The sequence below is a fragment of the Ruegeria sp. R14_0 genome (assembly GCF_017743975.1).
Classification (GTDB): domain Bacteria; phylum Pseudomonadota; class Alphaproteobacteria; order Rhodobacterales; family Rhodobacteraceae; genus Ruegeria.
On the sequence record NZ_JAGHRC010000008.1, the window covers coordinates 159679 to 177330 of the forward strand.

The window sequence follows — 17652 nt, forward strand, 5'->3', positions numbered from 1 at the left end:
GCGATGCAGACCTCGGCCCCCGACACCCATAATGATCTGCGCGACGCAATGCGCGCGCTTTGTGCGCAGTTTCCGCCGGAATATCATCGCCGCGAAAGCTACCCCGAGGAGTTTGTCGATGCGCTGACCCGCGAGGGCTGGCTTGCCGCGATGATCCCAGAGGAATACGGTGGCTCGGGTCTGGGGTTGACGGAAGCCTCGATCATCATGGAGGAGGTGAACCGCTGCGGCGGAAACGCGGGCCATTGCCACGGGCAGATGTATAACATGGGCACGCTTCTGCGGCATGGTTCGGATGAGCAAAAGCAGAAATACCTGCCCGGTATTGCCAGCGGCGCGTTGCGCCTGCAATCCATGGCCGTGACCGAACCGACAACCGGGACCGACACCACCAAACTGAAGACGACCGCGGTCAAGAAGGGTGACCGGTATGAGATCAACGGCCAGAAGGTCTGGATCAGCCGTATCCAGCATTCCGACCTGATGATCCTGCTGGCGCGCACCACGCCCTTGAAAGAGGTCAGGAAAAAGTCGCAGGGCCTGTCGATCTTCATGGTCGATCTGAAGGCGGCAATCGGCAAGGGCATGGAGATCTGCCCGATCGACAACATGCCCAACCACGAAACCAACGAAGTGTTCTTCGACAACCTGGAAATACCCGCCGAGAACCTGATCGGCACCGAGGGGCGCGGGTTTTACCATATCCTTGACGGTCTGAACGCCGAACGCACCCTGATTGCTGCGGAATGTATCGGTGACGGCTACTGGTTCACCGACAAGGCCCGCGCCTATGCCGGCGAGCGGATCGTTTTCGACCGTCCCATCGGGCAGAACCAGGGCGTGCAGTTTCCCATTGCCAAGGCCTATGTCAACATCGAGGCCGCCAATCTGATGCGCTTTGAAGCCTGCAGGCGCTTCGATGCCGGGCTGGATTGCGGAGCGCAGGCTAATATGGCCAAGCTGCTGGCCTCGGAGGCCAGCTGGGAAGCGGCCAATGCCTGCATCCAGACCCACGGCGGCTTTGGCTTCGCACGGGAATACGATGTCGAGCGCAAGTTCCGCGAGGCGCGGCTTTACCAGGTGGCCCCGATCTCGACCAACCTGATCCTCTCCTATGTCGGTGAACATATCCTCGGCATGCCGCGATCCTTCTGAGGTTTGAGGCCCATGAGCGAGATTGACCTTGAGGCGCTGGCACCCTGGCAGGGGCGCACCGAAACCCGCGAAGACTTGCTGACACAGGGGCTGATCGACAAGTTCCGCGCCACGTTTGGCGGCCATCTTTGGGACGGCGCGGGCGATGTTCCGCTGGGCATTCACTGGTGTCTGGCCCTTGATGCCGAGCCGACCTCGGCCCTCTCAGAGGACGGCCATGCCGAAAAGGGCGGGTTTCTGCCGCCTGTCCCGCTGCCTGCCCGCATGTGGGCTGGCGGCAATGTCACCCATATCGCGCCGCTGGCAATCGGCGAGACCGTCACCCGACGCTCGACGATCGGGGATATAGCGGCCAAGCAGGGCCGCAGCGGCGTGTTGGTCTTTGTTGACCTCGAACAGGAGTTTCAAAGCGGCGACCGGCTTTGCATCCGCGAGACACAAACCATTGTCTTTCGCGGGATCACACCGCCCGGCCCGGCGCGGACCGCACCTGCACCAGCCCCCGCAGCGCCCGACGCCGCCACGCTGGCATCAAGCCTGACACCCGATCCGGTGCTGCTGTTTCGCTATTCCGCGCTGACGTTCAATTCGCATCGCATCCATTATGACCACGTCTATGCGACCGAAACCGAGTCCTATCGCGGACTGGTTGTGCACGGCCCCTTGCAGGCCACGCTGCTTCTCAACCTGGCCGCGGATGCCTTAAAAGAACCGCCAGGACGGTTTTCTTTCCGGGGTCTTGCCCCGTTGACGCTGCCCTGCAACTTGCAACTGCATAATGATGGAACCGGTGCCTCCGGAACAGTATGGTGCCAGGATCAAACCGGGATGCGGAGTTTTTCCGCCGAATATTCAGAAGTCTGAATGGTTCTTTAGGGTCAACGGACTCCGGTGTTGATTTAAATTTCTAACATATGTTAGTTTTCAGCAAGCCTCTGAAAAAAGAGGTGGGAGGAGAAACGATGCGACGAAACCATGTCACAAGCGGATCACCGTTCGATCGGGTTGAATACGGCCCGGCGGGTTGCTCAGGCCAGTCATGTGCCTTGTCATGACACTGGATGCGGGACATGCTTCAACACCGCTCGCCGTGCGCGGCGCTACACTGAAATTCGGCGGTGTGACTGCGCTCAACGATGTGAGCATTTCTGTCAACGACGATGAATTGCTTGCGATCATCGGCCCGAACGGTGCCGGGAAAACATCTTTTCTGAACGTGACCGCCGGCTTTTACCGCCCGCAAAAGGGACATGTCGAAATCTCGGGGCAGAACGTGACCGGCCTGCGCGTCGATCAGATCGCCCGGCGCGGTGTGGCGCGTACGTTTCAGGGCACCCATCTTTTTGCCGGGCAGACCGTGGTGGAAAACATCATGATTGGTCGTCACATGCTGATGAAATCGAATGTGGTCCAGGCCTTCTTCCAGTTCGGTCCCGTGATGCGCGAGGAATCGGAACATCGGGAAGCCGCAGAAGAGATCATCGACTTTCTAGAGATCGAGGCAATCCGCAACCGGCCGGTGGGCACGTTGGGATATGGGCTGCGAAAGCGTGTCGATCTGGGCCGTGCATTGGCGCAGGAACCGTCGATCCTCCTGATGGATGAACCGATGGCCGGCATGAACTCGGAAGAGAAAGAAGACCTGGCGCGCTTCATTCTCGATGTGCGCGAGGCACGCAAGATCCCAGTGGTTCTGGTCGAGCACGACATGGGCGTTGTCATGGACCTTGCCGACCGGATCGTGGTGCTGGATTTCGGGCGGGTCATTGCCGAAGGCACCCCGGAAGAAATCCAGAAGGACCCGGCTGTCATAAAGGCATATCTGGGGTAGCGGCATGGTCAAACAACGGACAGCAATGGTCTTTTCGGACCCGGCAGTGACACCTAGCGAAACCCTGCCGCAGGTTTTGCTCGCGCGAGCGACATCTACACCGACCAAACTCGCGGAACGGCACAAGCGCCTGGGTATCTGGCGTGAGTTCACCTGGGCCGATGTTCTCGACAGGGTTCGCGCCTTGGCTCTCGGGTTGGAGAACCTGGGCTTGTCGGCCGGCGAATCCGTCATGATGATCGGCGAAAACGAACCCGAACATTTCTGGGCTGAATACGCGGTGCAGTCGCTGGGTGGTAAGGTTCTTTCCGTCTATCCGGATCAGACCGCCGAGGAGATCCTCTATCTGGCTGAGGATTCCCAGACGCGGATATTCCTGGCGCAGGATCAGGAGCAGGTCGATAAATGCGTCGAGATCTCTGGCACGTACTCGGGTGCGTTGGCGATCGTTTACTGGGACGATTCCGGCCTGTGGGGCTATGATCATCCCCTGTTGCATTCCTTTGAAAGTGTAAGCGCGGCAGGACGTCAGATCCACGCCAAGGAACCAACCAGATTTGAAGAACACGTAAAACGTGGACGGGCGGATGATATCGCGTTGCTGTCCTATACGTCGGGGACCACCGGAAAGCCCAAGGGTGTGGTCATCAGCCAACGCTATCTGTTCGACAACTGTTCGCGGGTGATGGGGGCGGTCGATATCGCGCCGGGCACCGAATACCTGACCTATATTTCCCCCGCCTGGGTAACTGAACAGATTTTCGGCCTTTCGATCGGACTGCTCGCGCCCATGGTCGTCAACTTTCCCGAAGGCCCCGAGGATGTGCTTGCCAACATCCGCGAACTGGCGGTTGACGCCCTGGTGTTCAGCCCGCGGCAATGGGAAAACCTTGCCTCGATCGTTCAGGCCCGGATGCTGGGCGCGGGCAAGTTTCGCAATGCGATGTACGACTGGGGTATGAAGGTTGGCCGCGACGTTCATGTCGAACGGCTGGAAGGGCGAAAGCCCAGGCTTGCCGCGCGCCTGCAGCTTCCCTTTGCCGAGGCGCTTGTGCTGCATCACCTGCGCGACAATCTTGGCCTTGGTAAGGCCAAAAACGCAATGAGCGGCGGCGCCCTGATGGCGCCAGACGTTTTTCGTATGTTCCACGCGATGGGGGTTAAGCTGCGCAACGTGTATGGCGCGACCGAAATCGGCCTTTTGACCGCGCATGTCGGCGAAAGCTATCAGCTGGAAACCAGCGGCAGTTGGATGCAAAGCAACAAGAACTACGGCGAACCGCTAGAATACAGGGTTTCGGACGAAGGGGAGCTTCAGGTGCGTGGCGGATCGGGCTTCGGTGGCTATCACGGCAAGCCCGAGAAGACCGCCGAGGAGCTGACCGAAGACGGTTGGTACAAAACCGGTGACGCGGTGTCGATGACCGACAGTGGCGAACTTTTGTTCTTTGACCGCGTCAAGGACATGCGCCGTTTGGCAAACGGGCACAGCTATCCGCCGCAATTCATCGAGACGCGGTTGCGCTACAGCCCCTATATCAAGGATCTCATGACGCTGGGCGACGAAACCCGAAACTTCGTCAGCGCGTTGATCAATATCGATATGGAAGTCCTTGGCCGCTGGGCGGAAGAGAACAATATCAGCTTTTCGACCTACACCGATCTGTCGCAAAAAACCGAGATTCTGGAACTTATAAAAAGCGAAGTGGCGCGCATCAATGCGCTTTTGCCCGAAGGCTCACGCCTGGAGCGGTTTGCGAATTTCCCAAAGGAACTCGACCCGGACGAAGGCGAGTTGACCCGCAGCCGCAAGCTTCGGCGTGCCTTTCTGGAAGAGCGATATGCCAAGCTTGTCGATGCAATCTATGGCGGCGACAACCAGACTGACCTTGAGATCGCCGTGACCTATCAGGATGGACGCCAAGGCGTGCTCAAAGCCACGGTTCGCATATCGGACGTCAAAAACGCATCGAAGGCTGCCAGCCGGCAGTCGCAAAATTAGGGGAGGTCGGCGACAATGGTCTATTTCATAAATGACATCATAACCGGGGCTTTGATCGGCCTGCTGTATGCATTGGTGGCCATGGGGTTCGTGGTGATTTACCGGGCCAGCAAGGTGTTCAACTTCGCTCAGGGTGAACTGGTGATCATCGGCGGTTTCATCGTCTGGTTCACGACGATGCAGGCAGGGCTTAGCCTGTGGTTGTCGATACCCCTTTCGCTGGTTCTGGCCGGGCTGGTCGGGTACGCAATCGAACGAATTTTCTTGACAAAGCTGATCGGTGAATCGGTCTTTTCGATGGTCATGGTCACGGTTGGCCTGCTGATCCTGTTGCGCGGTCTGGTGCTGCTTGTGTTCGGTCCCGCCGTGCGGCCCTTCCCGATCATTTTCCCACTGAAGCCCCTGTTCGTCGGCGATATGCTGATCCCGATGAACCTGCTGATCGGCGGGATCATCACCATTGTTGCCGCTGTCGGCCTGTCGTGGTTCTTCAACCGGACCCGGTCGGGCCTGCGGATGACCGCAGTGGCGGAAGATCACGTCGTCGCATCCTCGATGGGCATTTCGGTCAAGGGTTCGATTGCCTTTGCCTGGGTTCTCGGGGCAATCCTGTCCACGATTGGTGCAATGATCTTTCTCAGCGGCAAGTCGCTGACCTTTCTGGCCTCGGATATCGGGTTTGCCGCGCTGCCGGTGGCATTGTTTGCCGGGTTGGAATCTATCGGCGGGCTGATCCTGGCGGGTGTGATCATCGGTGTCGCCCAGAGCCTGACCACCAACTACCTTGATCCGTTGATCGGCGGCTCACTTGGCAGTGTCGTGCCTTACATCATCATGCTCGCCATCCTACTGATCCGGCCCACCGGCCTGTTCGGCTGGCGCACAATCGAGCGGGTGTAAACCATGGATCCTTCCGGCATTTTTTCCACAAGCTATCGCAGTGACAGACGTGTTGTCCGGACGCGCTGGCAGGCGCTTGCCCTGGTCGTTTTCATGGCTCTGATGCTGGCAGCACCCTATCTGGTGAGCGGGCGCATCATCGCCATCCTGAACATGATGCTGATCAGCGCCGTCATTGCTGTCGGGCTTCAGATCTGCACCGGTTATGCGGGCCAGATCAACCTGGGCCAGGCGGCGTTCATGGGGGTCGGGGCCTATACGGCTTCGATACTGGCCTCCAAGACCGGTCTGACATTCCTGCTGACGATTCCCCTGGCCGGGATCTCGGCCGCCCTGTTCGGTTTTCTCTTTGGCCTGACTGCGGCACGGATCAAGGGATTTTACCTGGCTCTGACCACGATTGCGGCGCAGTTCATCTTTCACTTTGCCGTCCTGAACCTGCCATCGAGCTGGATGGGCGGGTCAAACGGGATCACCGTCCCGCCGGCAGAACTTTTAGGACTGCGCTTTGTCGGCGAGTCTTCTCAGTTCTACCTGAATCTTGCAGTCGCGGCAATCATGATCGCGGGCGCGTTCGGGATCGTGCGATCCCGCTTTGGCCGCGCATTTGTGGCGGTCCGGGACGACGACGTGGCAGCGGGGATCATGGGGATCAATGTCGCGGCCACAAAGGCGAATGCCTTTCTGATCGGAGCGTTCTATGCCGGCGTCGGCGGGGCGCTGTGGGCCTATCTGATCCGCTTTGTCGGGGTGGATCAGTTCACCCTGTTCCATTCGATCTTCTTCGTGGCAATGATCATCGTCGGCGGCATGGGCTCGATCGTGGGGGCTCTGGTCGGGGTCTTCGTCATCCGCATCATTCAGGAAATCATCGCGACGGTTGGCCCCAATATCGCCGAGTCGGTGTCCTTTCTTGGCGGCGATATCGTGTTCGCCGGCATGAATGTCGTTCTTGGCGGCGTGATCGCGATGTTCATGATCCTTGAACCCAAGGGGCTGATGCACCGCTGGAACATCCTGAAATCATCATACCGTATCTGGCCGTTTCCTTACTGATCTGGGGCGGCATTCAACCTGGGAGGAAGAACATGACATACCAAACGAAACGGGGGCTTCGCGGCTTTCTGGCAGCGGGCGCCATGGCCGTCGCGGCGACCATGCCTTTGAAAGCGAAGGCCGAAGAGATCTATAATCTGGCCCTGCTGTCGGACTTTTCCGGCCCCTATGCTGACATCATGCCCATTCTGGCCGGCGGACGCGAAGCCGTGTTCACCTGGTGGAATGAAACCCGAGGTCAGGACCTTGGCGTCACGCTGAACTACAAGAATTACGAAACCCGCTATGACGCGGCACAGGTGGCAAGTCTCTGGCCCGGGATCAAATCGGAACTGGACCCGATTGCGGTTGTCGGGCTCGGCGGGCCTGACGTGGCGGCTCTTTCCGAACGCCTGCCGGAAGACAAAATTCCGATGTTCATGGCGACAGCGGCCTACGGTTTTGCCTGGCAGCCGGATGCCTGGATTTTCAACCCACGCCCGACCTACTCGCACGAAAGCGCGGGCTTTCTGAACTGGATGCGTGAACAGCGCGGCGGAGACGAACCGTTCAAGGTTGCAATCCTCGCCTCCGAAGCCTCGCCTGCCTATGTCGACATGGCAAAGGGCCTTGAACTCTATGCCGAAGAGCACCCCAAAGAGATCGACCTCGTAGAGGTCATTTATACCGAGGTGCAACCCACCGATCTGACGGGGCAAATGCGCCGCGTTGTACGGGCCGGGGCCGAGGCGCTGATTATCCAAACGAACACCTCTATCGTGGTTGCCGCGAAACGTGGCCTGCAGGCCAATGGGGCGAACATCCCGATCATGATGAGTTCGCATAACGGTCTTCCAGCCTCGGGGGCGGCACTTGGCGGCCTTGAGCAACTGGAGGGAGACTTTGAAGCCTACGGCATGGCGATTGCGGCCGATGAGGACACTCCCGCGCGACAATTCTACGAGACATTGGTTACAGAGTACGGGCTCGAGGCACCTTGGAACGTCGTGACAGCAATGGGTGTGTCGCAGGGTCTTTATACCGTGACCGTGATCCAGCACGCGATCGAGGCGAACGGCGCCGAAGGACTGACCGGCGAGAAAGTACGCGAAGCCCTCTTTGCTCAAACGATCACGACCGAAGAAACCCACGGCTTTCTTCCCTCCCTCACGTTTACTCCCGAAGCGCCTTTTCCATTGGAAGGCCTCAAAGTGAATGTCGGGACCGTCAAAAACGGGAAAATCACCATCGAAGCGACCGGCGTCGATATTCCTGAAGTCAAGAAATGGTGAACCAAACTGGGCACCGCATCAGCGGTGCCCGTCCTTATCCTCAGCCCCGGGCAATACGACCATGCTGGAACTCAACAACGTAGAAGTGACATATTCCGATGTCATCCTGGCGCTCAAAGGCGTGTCCATGACAGTGCAGGAAGGTCAATGTGTTGCGCTGCTGGGCGGCAATGGCGCGGGCAAGAGCACGACACTCAAGGCCATCTCGGGAACGCTCAAATCCGAGGATGGCAACGTCTCGGCGGGGTCCATCATTCTGGACGGCACCCCTGTTCAGAACATGGAAGCGTCGAAGGTTGTGAAGAACGGCCTGATCCACGTAATGGAGGGCCGGCGCGTGCTGCGTCATCTGACGTCTGAGCAAAACCTGATCGTGGGCGGGCATATGGTGCCCAACGCCGCCGAGCTGAAAACCCGGCTGGATCATGTTTATACCCTGATTCCGCGGCTTGCGGACCTGCGCAACCGCACCGCGGGCTTCATGTCCGGCGGCGAACAGCAACTGTTGCTGATCGGCCGGGCTATGATGGCCAAGCCCAAGATCATCGCGATCGACGAGCCGTCCCTGGGACTGGCGCCGATGATGATCCGGGATGTCTATGACGTTCTCAAGCAGCTCAAATCCGAAGGCACCACCTTTTTCCTGGTCGAACAGAACAGCGCAGCAGCGCTGTCCATCGCCGACTATGCCTATGTGATGGAAAACGGACGGATCGTGATGGACGGCCCGGCAGACAAGCTCGCCGACAATGAGGACATCAAGGAATTCTACCTTGGCGTTACCGCGTCCGGCGAACGAAAGAGCTATCGCGACATCAAACATTATCGCCGCCGCAAGAGATGGCTGGGATAGGAAGGGAACTGAAATGAGTGAATTGCTTGCCATCAAGGAACGCACCGCTTTCGTGACCGGGGCCGGTCAGGGCGTGGGCCGTCAGGTCGCGCTGTATCTGGCGGAACACGGCGCGGGTGCTGTTGTCGTCAACGATTTCCATGCCGACCGGGCACAGAGCGTTGCCGCAGAAGTGGAAGCCGCCGGGGCAAAGGCGCTGCCGCTGGCCTTCGATGTCTCGGATTTCGATGCCGTCCGCGCGGCGTTTGCCGAGGCGCAGACCGCCTTTGGCGGCGTGGATATTCTGGTCAACAACGCAGGCAATGCCGGGCCGACATCGGGGCTGGACGATCTTGTTCCGTTCTGGGAATCCGATCCCGCCGAATGGCGCCGCTGGATGGCCACCAATTTCGACGGGGTTCTGAACTGCACCCGACACGCCATGCCCCTGATGGTCAAGGGCGGCTATGGCCGCATCGTAACCGTCATTTCCGATGCCGGTCGCGTCGGCGAACCGCATCTGGCGGTTTATTCCGGGGCCAAGGCCGGCGCGGCGGGCTTCATGCGGGCAATTGCCAAGGCCGGCGGCCGGTTCGGGATTACCGCGAATTGCGTCGCTCTGGGTGGCACAAGAACCCCGGCGGTTGCCGACCTGATCCCGGATGAAGCGACCGAGAAGCGGGCCTTGTCGCAATATGTGATCCGCCGTCTGGGCGAACCGGAAGATCCCGCCGGAATGATCCTGTTTCTCTGCTCTGATGCCGCCAGCTGGATCACCGGCCAGACCTATCCGGTGAACGGGGGATATTCCTTTGCCTGCTGACCGCAAATGTGGGTGGGCTCCGTCAAACGGAGCCCACTGCAAGAACGCTGTCAGTGTCAGCGCCCAGCTCTGGCGGCAGGCCAGGCGTCGCACATTCGAAATCGTCGAATTTCAGAGGTTGGACGAGGAATGTCTCGGTCTTGCCGCCTTCATGCGCAATCGTGCGCAGCAACTGCCGCGCACGAACATGCGGGTCGTCCAGCGTTTCGACCAGCGAATTGACCGGTCCCCATGGCACGCCCGCCTTGTCCAGAAGATTGCCCCATTCGGCGCGCGTCTTGCCCACCATGACCGCCGCGATCTCTTCGCGGAGCGCGTCTTTGCGGGCGACACGGTCGCGGCCTGTCAACGGCGCAAGATCCGCTCTGTCGATCACATCGCAGAACGGTTGCCAGAACCAGTCCTCATGCGCGATGGACAAGGTCATGAGCTTGCCGTCTTTACAGGTGAACACGCCATAGCCCGGCTCGGCGATGAACTCGCCCAGCGGCGTGCCGTTGGCGGCCGGAACGAGGAAAGCGGTCAGCATGGAAACCACCGCATCCGACATCGAGACATCCACATAACGCCCCTGCCCCGTCCGCTGGCTCGACACCACCGCCGACAGGATTGCGATCGCCGCGAACAGCGCCGCGCCAACATCCGCCAGCGGGATCGCGGGCACGGCACCGGGCTGCCCGGCATCGGCCTGTTCGGCCAGCAGGCCCCCAACGCCCTCATAGCTCAGGTCATGCCCCGCCCTGTCACGGTAAGGGCCGTCCTGCCCGTAGCCCGAAATCGACACATATACCAGCTGTGGGTTGACCCGGCGCATGTCTACGAACCCGGCACCAAGGGCTGCCAGTTTGCCGGGTCGGAACCCTTCGACGATAACATCCGAGTCCTTGGCCAGACCGCGAAACCGTGCCAACCCCTCGGCGGATTTCAGGTCAAGCGCCACGCTGCGCTTGCCGCGATTCAGAGCCCGAAACAGCGGCGGAAACTGCCGGGCCGGATCGCCGACGCCCGGTCGTTCGATCATGATCACCTCGGCCCCCATGTCCGACAACAGCATGGTCGCATAGGGACCGGGGAATTGTTCGGCGAGGCTGAGGATTTTCAGGCCGGCCAGGGGTGCGTTGCTCATATCGGGCTCCAATGTTCGGTTTATCCGCGTGCGGGTCCGCCTCATAGCAGCGCAAATTGCTGGAAATGACAAGTTGAAAATGGCATAATATCCATATCTTTCAGGAGCTTACCGTGATTGAAGCCAAGCAAACGCTATCCGTCGAACGGATAGCCCGAACCGAATGGATCACCTTCCAGCGGACCGACCAGTTAAACGCCATGTCCACGCAGATGCTGCGCGAGATGACAGATGTGCTGGAAGCGGCGATGGCAGACGACGCGGTGCGCGCGATCGTCCTGACCGGTTCGGGCCGGGCGTTCTGCGCCGGCGCCGACCTGAAAGAGGTTGCCGGCGCCAAACATGCGCCCGGCGAACCGGATCTTCTCGACCTCGTCGATCACACGTTTGGACTGATGCGACATGGCCCCAAACCCATGATCGCCGCCGTGAACGGGCTGGCCATGGCGGGCGGTCTGGAAATGGTGATGGCCTGCGATCTGGTCTTTGCCGCCGAAAGCGCGCAGATGGGCGACGCACACTCCAATTTCGGGGTCTTTCCCGGAGCAGGCGGTGCGGCGGTCCTGCCGCGCAGGATTGGCCTGAACCGCGCGAAATACCTGCTGTTCTCGGGCGAGAACGTTTCGGCGCGGGACATGATGGACTGGGGGCTGGTCAACAAGGTCGTCGCGGACGAAGACCTGCGCGACGCGGTGCAGACCTTTACCGACAGACTGGCAGACAAAAGCCCGGCGGTTTTGCGCCGTATGAAGGCGGTTGCCAACCGATCAATGGACGTGGACGGAACCGCCGCCCTGTCCGAAGAGATGCTGAACCTGCGCGCGCACATGCGGTCCTGGGACATGCACGAGGGCCTGTCGGCGTTCAACGAAAAGAGAAAACCGCAGTTTCGCGGATACTAGATCAGGAGGACAAACGATGCAGGACATTTACGTCGTTGGCATCGGGATGACGCCGTTCGGAAAATTCCGGGACAAAACCATCAAGGCCATGACCGGCGAGGCCGTCGTCGCCGCCCTTTCAGACGCCGGAGTTACGGTTGATCGCATCGACGGCGCGTTCTTCTCGAACGCGGTGCAGGGTCACATGGAAGGCCAACACATGATACGGGGCGAGATCGCACTACGCGAGATGGGCCTTCAGGGCATTCCGGTGGTGAATGTCGAAAACGCCTGTGCCAGCGCCTCGACCGGGTTCAAACTGGCGGTGGATTTTCTCAAGGCGGGCAATGGCGATTGCTGCCTCGCCGTAGGCGCCGAAAAGATGTATTCCGACGACCGCGCGTTAATGTTTTCGGCCTTCGACAGCGGCTGGGACGTCAGCAACGGCGACGAGGTCGCGCAACGGCTGGCCGATCTGGGTGCCGGAGTCGAGGAACCCGAAGGATCTAAATCGCCCAAGCCCTACAGCGTGTTCATGGATGTCTATGCAGGCTTCGCGCGGTTGCATATGAATACCTTTGGCACCACGCAGGAACAGTTCGCCGCCGTCGCCGCCAAGAACCATGCACATTCCGCGCATAACCCGCTGGCGCAGTACCGCGATGTAATGAGTGTCGATCAGGTTCTGGCCGCCCCGCCCATCACCTATCCGCTAACGCTGCCGATGTGCGCCCCGATTTCGGACGGTGCCGCGGCGGCGGTGCTTTGTACGGGCGAGGGCCTCAAACGGCTGGGGCTCGATCCCGCCCGCGCGATCAAGGTCAAGGCCGCGATCCTGCGCTCGGGCACCGATCGTCCGCCGGAAGATTACAAGAACCACCTGACCCGGCTGGCCGCGCTTCAGGCCTATAACCAAGCCGGGCTCGGCCCCGAGGATATGTCGGTGGCCGAAGTGCATGACGCCACCGCCGTCGGTGAAGTAATCCAGATCGAGAACCTCGGGTTTGTCGAATTCGGTGAGGGCGGCCCGGCCAGTTTGCGCGGCGACACAAAGATCGGCGGACGCATTCCGGTGAACCCCTCGGGCGGATTGGAATCCAAGGGCCACCCGGTCGGGGCCACCGGTATCGGGCAGGTCTTTGAACTGGTCACGCAACTGCGCGGCGAAGCCGGCGCGCGTCAGGTCGAAGGGGCGCAGAACGCCATCGCCGAAAACGGTGGGGGCTTGCACGGGGTAGAAGAAGCTGCCGCCTGTGTCACCATTCTCGGCCGCTGAAACAGGGAATAGAATTATGGAAAACGTGATCGCCGCCGCTCAGGCAATCTATACAGACGAGCAACGCATGTTGCTGGAGAACTTCCGCAAGATGGCCGAGGCAGAGTTCGCTCCGCTGGCGGAGAAATACGAAGAGCTGGGCCACCCGCCCGACGCGGACACGTTGAAATCATTGTTCGCCAAGGTCGAGGAATTTGGGCTGATCAGCGGCTTGATCCCCGAGAAAGACGGCGGTGCCGGAATCGACCGCATGACCTATGGCATCCTTTACGAGGAACTGGCCCGGATATGGGCAGATCTGGCAATTGCGGTCCTGATCCAAGGCCACGCCGTGTTTGCGGTCAACCTTCTGGGAAATCCGGCGCAGAAAGAGGCCTATCTGAAGCCGCTCCTGCGCAGCGAACGGATCTGTGCCACCTGTATTTCCGAACCAGAGGTCGGCTCGAACGTGCGCGAGGTCAAAACCCGCGCAGACCGCGAGGGCGACAAGATTTTCGTCACCGGCCAGAAGCTCTGGATTTCCAATGGGGCCCAGTCGGATTTCGCCATCGTTGTCTGCAATCTGGACGACGGTATTTCCATGGTCATCGTCGACCGTGACACCGGCGGATACGAAAGCCGCGAATTGCGCAAGCTGGGGCTTGTTGGTGCATCGACCTGCGAATTGTTTTTCGACCGGGCCGAAACCACTGCCGAACATGTTCTCGGTAGTGCAGGCGGGGGCCTGTTCCAGACTTTGAAGCTGTTTGAAAGCGCCCGCGTGTTTGTCGGCCTGACCAGCATTGGCATTGCCCAGGCAGCACTGGAATGTGCCGTCAAATATGCGCAGGAACGCGAACAGCACGGCAAGCCCATCGGCGGGCACCAGTTGATCCAGGGCTACCTGGCCGACATGGCCACGCACCTGGATGCAGCGCGCCTGTTGTGTCAGCGCGGCCTGCAGCTTCTGGATCTGGGCGTGCGGTGCGACACACAGACCTCGATGGCGAAATGGTATGCGACGGAAATGGCTGTCGAGATTGCCGGCAAGGCCGTCCAGATTCACGGCGGCAACGGCATCACCAAGGAGTTTCCCGTCGAACGGCACTTCCGCAATGCCAAGATCATGCCGATCCCGGACGGGACCACCGAGATCCAGAAACTGGTCATCGGGCGTAACCTGACCGGGCTGAACGCGTTCTGACGGTTGAACTGAGCTGAAATGAAATGGGAGCGGCCGGGAAATCCCGATCGCCCAGCATATGCGAGCATCATCCGGTTATGGCCAGGCTCAGCCGTCCTTATCGTTGACGATCAACTCGGCATTTTCCGGCAACTCCGCGACCACGCCCACCGCGTCGGCGCGGATTCTGGCCTGCAGTTTGAAGGCCTCGGCGGCGGCCTCTTCGGCAGCGGCCGTGTCGGCACCCTCATCCAGCACCAGCGAAAGCCGGATCATGTCGCGGTCGTTCTCGCGCGTCACAACGGCCTGTGCAGACTTGGCGCCGGGTGTCGCGATCACGACTTCCTCGATCACGCGGGGATAAACGAAGATCTCGCGCACCTTCACTGCCGCGCCCACCCGGCCCTGCAGGGCGGACAGGCGACTTACGCTTCCATCCGCGTTGCTTTCCAGCGCAAAGGCGCTGTCGCCGGTGCCGAACCGGATCATCGGCCAACCTGCATCGCGCGCGGTCACGACGACCTCGCCCGGCTCGCCCTGCGGCAGTTGTTCGCCGCTGACCGGATCGCAGATCTGCACCACGCGGTCGGGATGAACCACATAGCCTTCGCCGCCATCCTCATAGGCGACAAGGCCCAGATCCGCAGTGGCATAGGCAGCCCAGGTGGAGACGCCATAGTCGGCCTTGATTCGGCGGCGTTTGGCCATCCAGTCACCCATCTCGCCACCAAGAAACGCGCTTTTCACCTTCCACGCGTCGCGGCCATAGGCTTCGATCACCTTATCCGCCAGCGTCAGGAAAAACGCGGTCGAGGCGCAGATCGAGGTCACGCCGGTTTCGACGATGATCTGTGCCTGAAGCTCGGTATTGCCGACCCCGCCGGGGATCACCGTGGCGCCCGCGGCCTGCGCCGCTTCATCGAACAGAAGCCCCGCAGGCACGAGGTGGTACATCCAGGTGTTCAGGATGACATCCCCCGGTCCCACGCCGGCCGCCTTGAACAGCAGGTCAAGACCGTGACCGCCACCGCCCGAAAGGGCCGGTTCGAAGATCGGGCCGGGCGACACGTAGATCCGCCCGACATCCTTCAGATCCGAGGCAAGGAAACCGCCGAAAGGCGGGTTGTCGCGCTGGATCTTCAGAAGCTCTTCCTTCTTCATCACCGGAAGACGCGACAGGTCTGCCAGCGACGAAACAGCAGCCGGGTCGAATCCGGCAGCCGCAAACCGTGATTTCAGGCCCGCAGCCTTTTCAGCCGCGGCGGCATAGGCTTGCGCGATACCTTGATAGATGTTTTCGGACATGACCATGCCTCCTTGACCGTTCGCCGCTTAAATCGGGCAATCCTTGCGGAAGTTCGGCGCGCGCTTCTCGCGGTGCGACAGCACGCCTTCCTTGACGTCGTCGCCCATGAAGCCGAGCATTTCCAGCGCGGTCGACGCATCGAAGATCGGGCCGGCCTGACGCAGCCAGTTGTTCAGCGAATACTTGGTCCAGCGGATCGCGCTTTGCGAGCCGTTGGCCAGCTCGACGGCCGTGTCCAGAGCGATCTGCTGCAGCTCGTCATCTTCAACGCACATCGACACAAGACCGATGCGCTCGGCCTCTTCGCCCGAAACCGGCTTGCAGGTCATCAGGTAGTATTTTGCCTTGGCCATCGAGGTCAGAAGCGGCCAGATGATCGCCGCAACATCACCGGCGGCAACCCCCAGGCGCGGGTGACCATCGACGATCTTGGCCCGCTTCCCGGCAATCGAGATGTCCGCGAGGATGCCGACAACCAGACCGGCGCCGGCCGCGGGGCCGTTGATCGCGGAAATGATCGGCTTGTTGCAGTTGATGATGTTGTAGACGAGGTCCTTGGCCTCTTTCCACGTCTTCATGATCTCGTGCGAATTGCCGATCATGTTTTCGATCAGGCTGAAATCGCCGCCGGCAGAGAACGCCTTGCCCGCGCCGGTCACGATGACGGCGTTGATGTCCGGGTCACGGTCGATGTCGATCCACATATCCGTCATCTGGGTATGGGTTTCGGCATCCACCGAGTTGAAGCTCTCGGGCCGGTCGAACGTGATGCGCAGCACGCGATCCGCGGGATAGTCAAATTTCAGTTTGTCGTATTTTGCATAACGCTCCGACATGGGTCTTTTCCTCCGTAGGGTATGGGTTCAGCCTGGCAGTCCGAGAACGGCCTTGGACAGGATGTTTCGCTGGATTTCGTTCGATCCGCCGTAGATCGTGGTCGGCCTGGCCTTGTAGAAGCTCGCAAGGACATCGACACTTACGTTGCCGACCTGAAGCGGGCCGACGGTGCCGCCATCGGGTCCGGCGGCCTCGATCATCAATTCGGTGATGCGCTGAAAGCACTCGGTCACCCAGATCTTGAGCATCGAGACATCCGCGCCCAGCGTTTCGCCTCGCTTCAGTTGGTCGGCGAAGCGGGCGTAAAGCGCGGCGTGATCCTCTACATCAAGCGCGGCCTGTGCAAAACGGTCACGGAATACCGGATCGTCGAAAGCGCCACGGCCCCGGGCAAAGCTCTCAAGCTGACCCAGGGCGTTCTGGGCCAGGCTGGGCGCGCCGATGAAGATGCGCTCGAAGCTCAGGAGCGCCTTGGCCATGCTCCAGCCCTTGTTCAACTCGCCCACGAGGTTTTCGCGCGGCGTGCGGGCATTGTCGAAAAAGACCTCGCAAAACTCGGTTTCCCCGGAAAGCGTGGTGATCGTGCGCACCTCGACGCCGGGCTGATCCATCGGGGCCAGGACAAAGCTGATGCCCTGCTGTTTCCTGGGCGTGTCCGGTTCGGTGCGCACCAGCATGAAGATATGCGTGGCGTCATGCGCCATCGTGGTCCAGATCTTCTGCCCGTTTATGACGAACTCGTCGCCGTCAATCTCCGCGCGGGTGCGCAGGTTGGCCAGATCGGACCCGGCACCGGGTTCGGAATAGCCCTGGCACCAGATGTCCTCGCAACTGAGAATGCGCGGCAGCCAATAGTCCTTCTGTTCCTGGGTGCCAAACTTGATGATCAGCGGGCCGACCATCTGCACACCCATATCGCGCCCGCGATTGACACCCCAGCGTTGCTGTTCTTCGTAAAAGATCAAGAGTTTGGCGGCGTTCAGCCCCATGCCGCCATATTCCGCAGGCCAAGCCGGCGCGACCCAGCCTCTGGCGTGCAGCTTGCGGTGCCAGGGTTCGATCTCGCAAAATTTGGGTCGGTGCGGCAGGTGGCGCAGCTCCTCGGGGTACTCGGCCTCAAAAAAACCGCGCACTTCCTTGCGGAACTCCGCATCGCTCATTGCGTTCCAGTCGGTCATTGTGCGGCCCCCTCTC

General features: G+C 60.4%; 16 protein-coding genes. 12 read left to right on the forward strand and 4 right to left on the reverse strand.

Annotation, left to right across the window (positions count from 1 at the left end; genetic code table 11):
- Positions 1 to 3: 3 nt before the first annotated feature.
- The 9 genes from J7416_RS19195 to J7416_RS19235 all read left to right on the forward strand — a co-directional run bounded on the left by J7416_RS19195 (position 4) and on the right by J7416_RS19235 (position 9870).
- Entirely contained in the window at positions 4 to 1155 is a 1152-nt protein-coding gene (locus J7416_RS19195) for an acyl-CoA dehydrogenase family protein (protein WP_209227030.1), read from the forward strand.
- 12 nt (positions 1156 to 1167) lie between these two features.
- On the forward strand, positions 1168 to 2019 hold the full coding sequence (locus J7416_RS19200) for a MaoC family dehydratase N-terminal domain-containing protein (RefSeq protein ID WP_009803520.1): 852 nt from the start codon (positions 1168 to 1170) through the stop codon (positions 2017 to 2019).
- Between the two features lie 187 nt (positions 2020 to 2206).
- Complete coding sequence (locus tag J7416_RS19205) at positions 2207 to 2986, forward strand: ABC transporter ATP-binding protein (protein WP_040608818.1); 780 nt, start codon at positions 2207 to 2209, stop codon at positions 2984 to 2986.
- Between the two features lie 4 nt (positions 2987 to 2990).
- Positions 2991 to 4988 (forward strand): AMP-binding protein, encoded by a 1998-nt coding sequence (locus J7416_RS19210; protein WP_244867363.1) that lies wholly within the window; start codon positions 2991 to 2993, stop codon positions 4986 to 4988.
- A 15-nt stretch (positions 4989 to 5003) separates the two neighbouring features.
- On the forward strand, positions 5004 to 5888 hold the full coding sequence (locus tag J7416_RS19215) for a branched-chain amino acid ABC transporter permease (RefSeq protein WP_209227031.1): 885 nt from the start codon (positions 5004 to 5006) through the stop codon (positions 5886 to 5888).
- A 93-nt stretch (positions 5889 to 5981) separates the two neighbouring features.
- On the forward strand, positions 5982 to 6944 hold the full coding sequence (locus J7416_RS19220; protein ID WP_209227032.1) for a branched-chain amino acid ABC transporter permease: 963 nt from the start codon (positions 5982 to 5984) through the stop codon (positions 6942 to 6944).
- A gap of 32 nt (positions 6945 to 6976) precedes the next feature.
- Positions 6977 to 8215: an ABC transporter substrate-binding protein gene (locus J7416_RS19225; protein ID WP_040608746.1), complete on the forward strand. Its 1239-nt coding sequence runs from the start codon at positions 6977 to 6979 to the stop codon at positions 8213 to 8215.
- 61 nt (positions 8216 to 8276) lie between these two features.
- Positions 8277 to 9068, forward strand: a complete 792-nt coding sequence (locus tag J7416_RS19230) for an ABC transporter ATP-binding protein (RefSeq protein ID WP_009803526.1) — start codon at positions 8277 to 8279, stop codon at positions 9066 to 9068.
- 13 nt (positions 9069 to 9081) lie between these two features.
- Positions 9082 to 9870 (forward strand): SDR family NAD(P)-dependent oxidoreductase, encoded by a 789-nt coding sequence (locus J7416_RS19235; protein WP_009803527.1) that lies wholly within the window; start codon positions 9082 to 9084, stop codon positions 9868 to 9870.
- A gap of 22 nt (positions 9871 to 9892) precedes the next feature.
- Here the strand turns inward: J7416_RS19235 and J7416_RS19240 are convergent, their stop codons facing one another.
- Positions 9893 to 10996 (reverse strand): CaiB/BaiF CoA-transferase family protein, encoded by a 1104-nt coding sequence (locus J7416_RS19240; protein WP_244867367.1) that lies wholly within the window; start codon positions 10994 to 10996, stop codon positions 9893 to 9895.
- A gap of 113 nt (positions 10997 to 11109) precedes the next feature.
- On the opposite strand from J7416_RS19240, the gene J7416_RS19245 reads away from it, so the two are divergent.
- Genes J7416_RS19245 through J7416_RS19255 form a run of 3 tightly spaced genes read left to right on the forward strand, consistent with a single transcriptional unit; the run spans position 11110 to position 14336 of the window.
- Positions 11110 to 11898 (forward strand): enoyl-CoA hydratase/isomerase family protein, encoded by a 789-nt coding sequence (locus J7416_RS19245; protein ID WP_238529680.1) that lies wholly within the window; start codon positions 11110 to 11112, stop codon positions 11896 to 11898.
- A 16-nt stretch (positions 11899 to 11914) separates the two neighbouring features.
- Positions 11915 to 13153 carry a thiolase family protein gene (locus J7416_RS19250; RefSeq protein ID WP_209227034.1) on the forward strand — a complete coding sequence of 413 codons (1239 nt, stop codon included), beginning with the start codon at positions 11915 to 11917 and terminating at the stop codon, positions 13151 to 13153.
- 16 nt (positions 13154 to 13169) lie between these two features.
- A complete protein-coding gene (locus J7416_RS19255; protein WP_209227035.1) occupies positions 13170 to 14336 on the forward strand; it encodes an acyl-CoA dehydrogenase family protein in 1167 nt (388 codons plus the stop codon).
- An 87-nt stretch (positions 14337 to 14423) separates the two neighbouring features.
- Here J7416_RS19255 and J7416_RS19260 read toward each other — a convergent pair whose 3' ends face one another.
- The 3 genes from J7416_RS19260 to J7416_RS19270 are packed head-to-tail and all read right to left on the reverse strand — an operon-like array spanning position 14424 to position 17636.
- Positions 14424 to 15620, reverse strand: coding sequence for a phenylacetate--CoA ligase family protein (locus J7416_RS19260; RefSeq protein ID WP_244867369.1), 1197 nt, complete (start codon positions 15618 to 15620; stop codon positions 14424 to 14426).
- Positions 15621 to 15647: 27 nt separating this feature from the next.
- Positions 15648 to 16457: an enoyl-CoA hydratase/isomerase family protein gene (locus tag J7416_RS19265; RefSeq protein ID WP_209227037.1), complete on the reverse strand. Its 810-nt coding sequence runs from the start codon at positions 16455 to 16457 to the stop codon at positions 15648 to 15650.
- Positions 16458 to 16484: 27 nt separating this feature from the next.
- Positions 16485 to 17636: an acyl-CoA dehydrogenase family protein gene (locus J7416_RS19270; RefSeq protein ID WP_009803586.1), complete on the reverse strand. Its 1152-nt coding sequence runs from the start codon at positions 17634 to 17636 to the stop codon at positions 16485 to 16487.
- Positions 17637 to 17652: the final 16 nt, after the last annotated feature.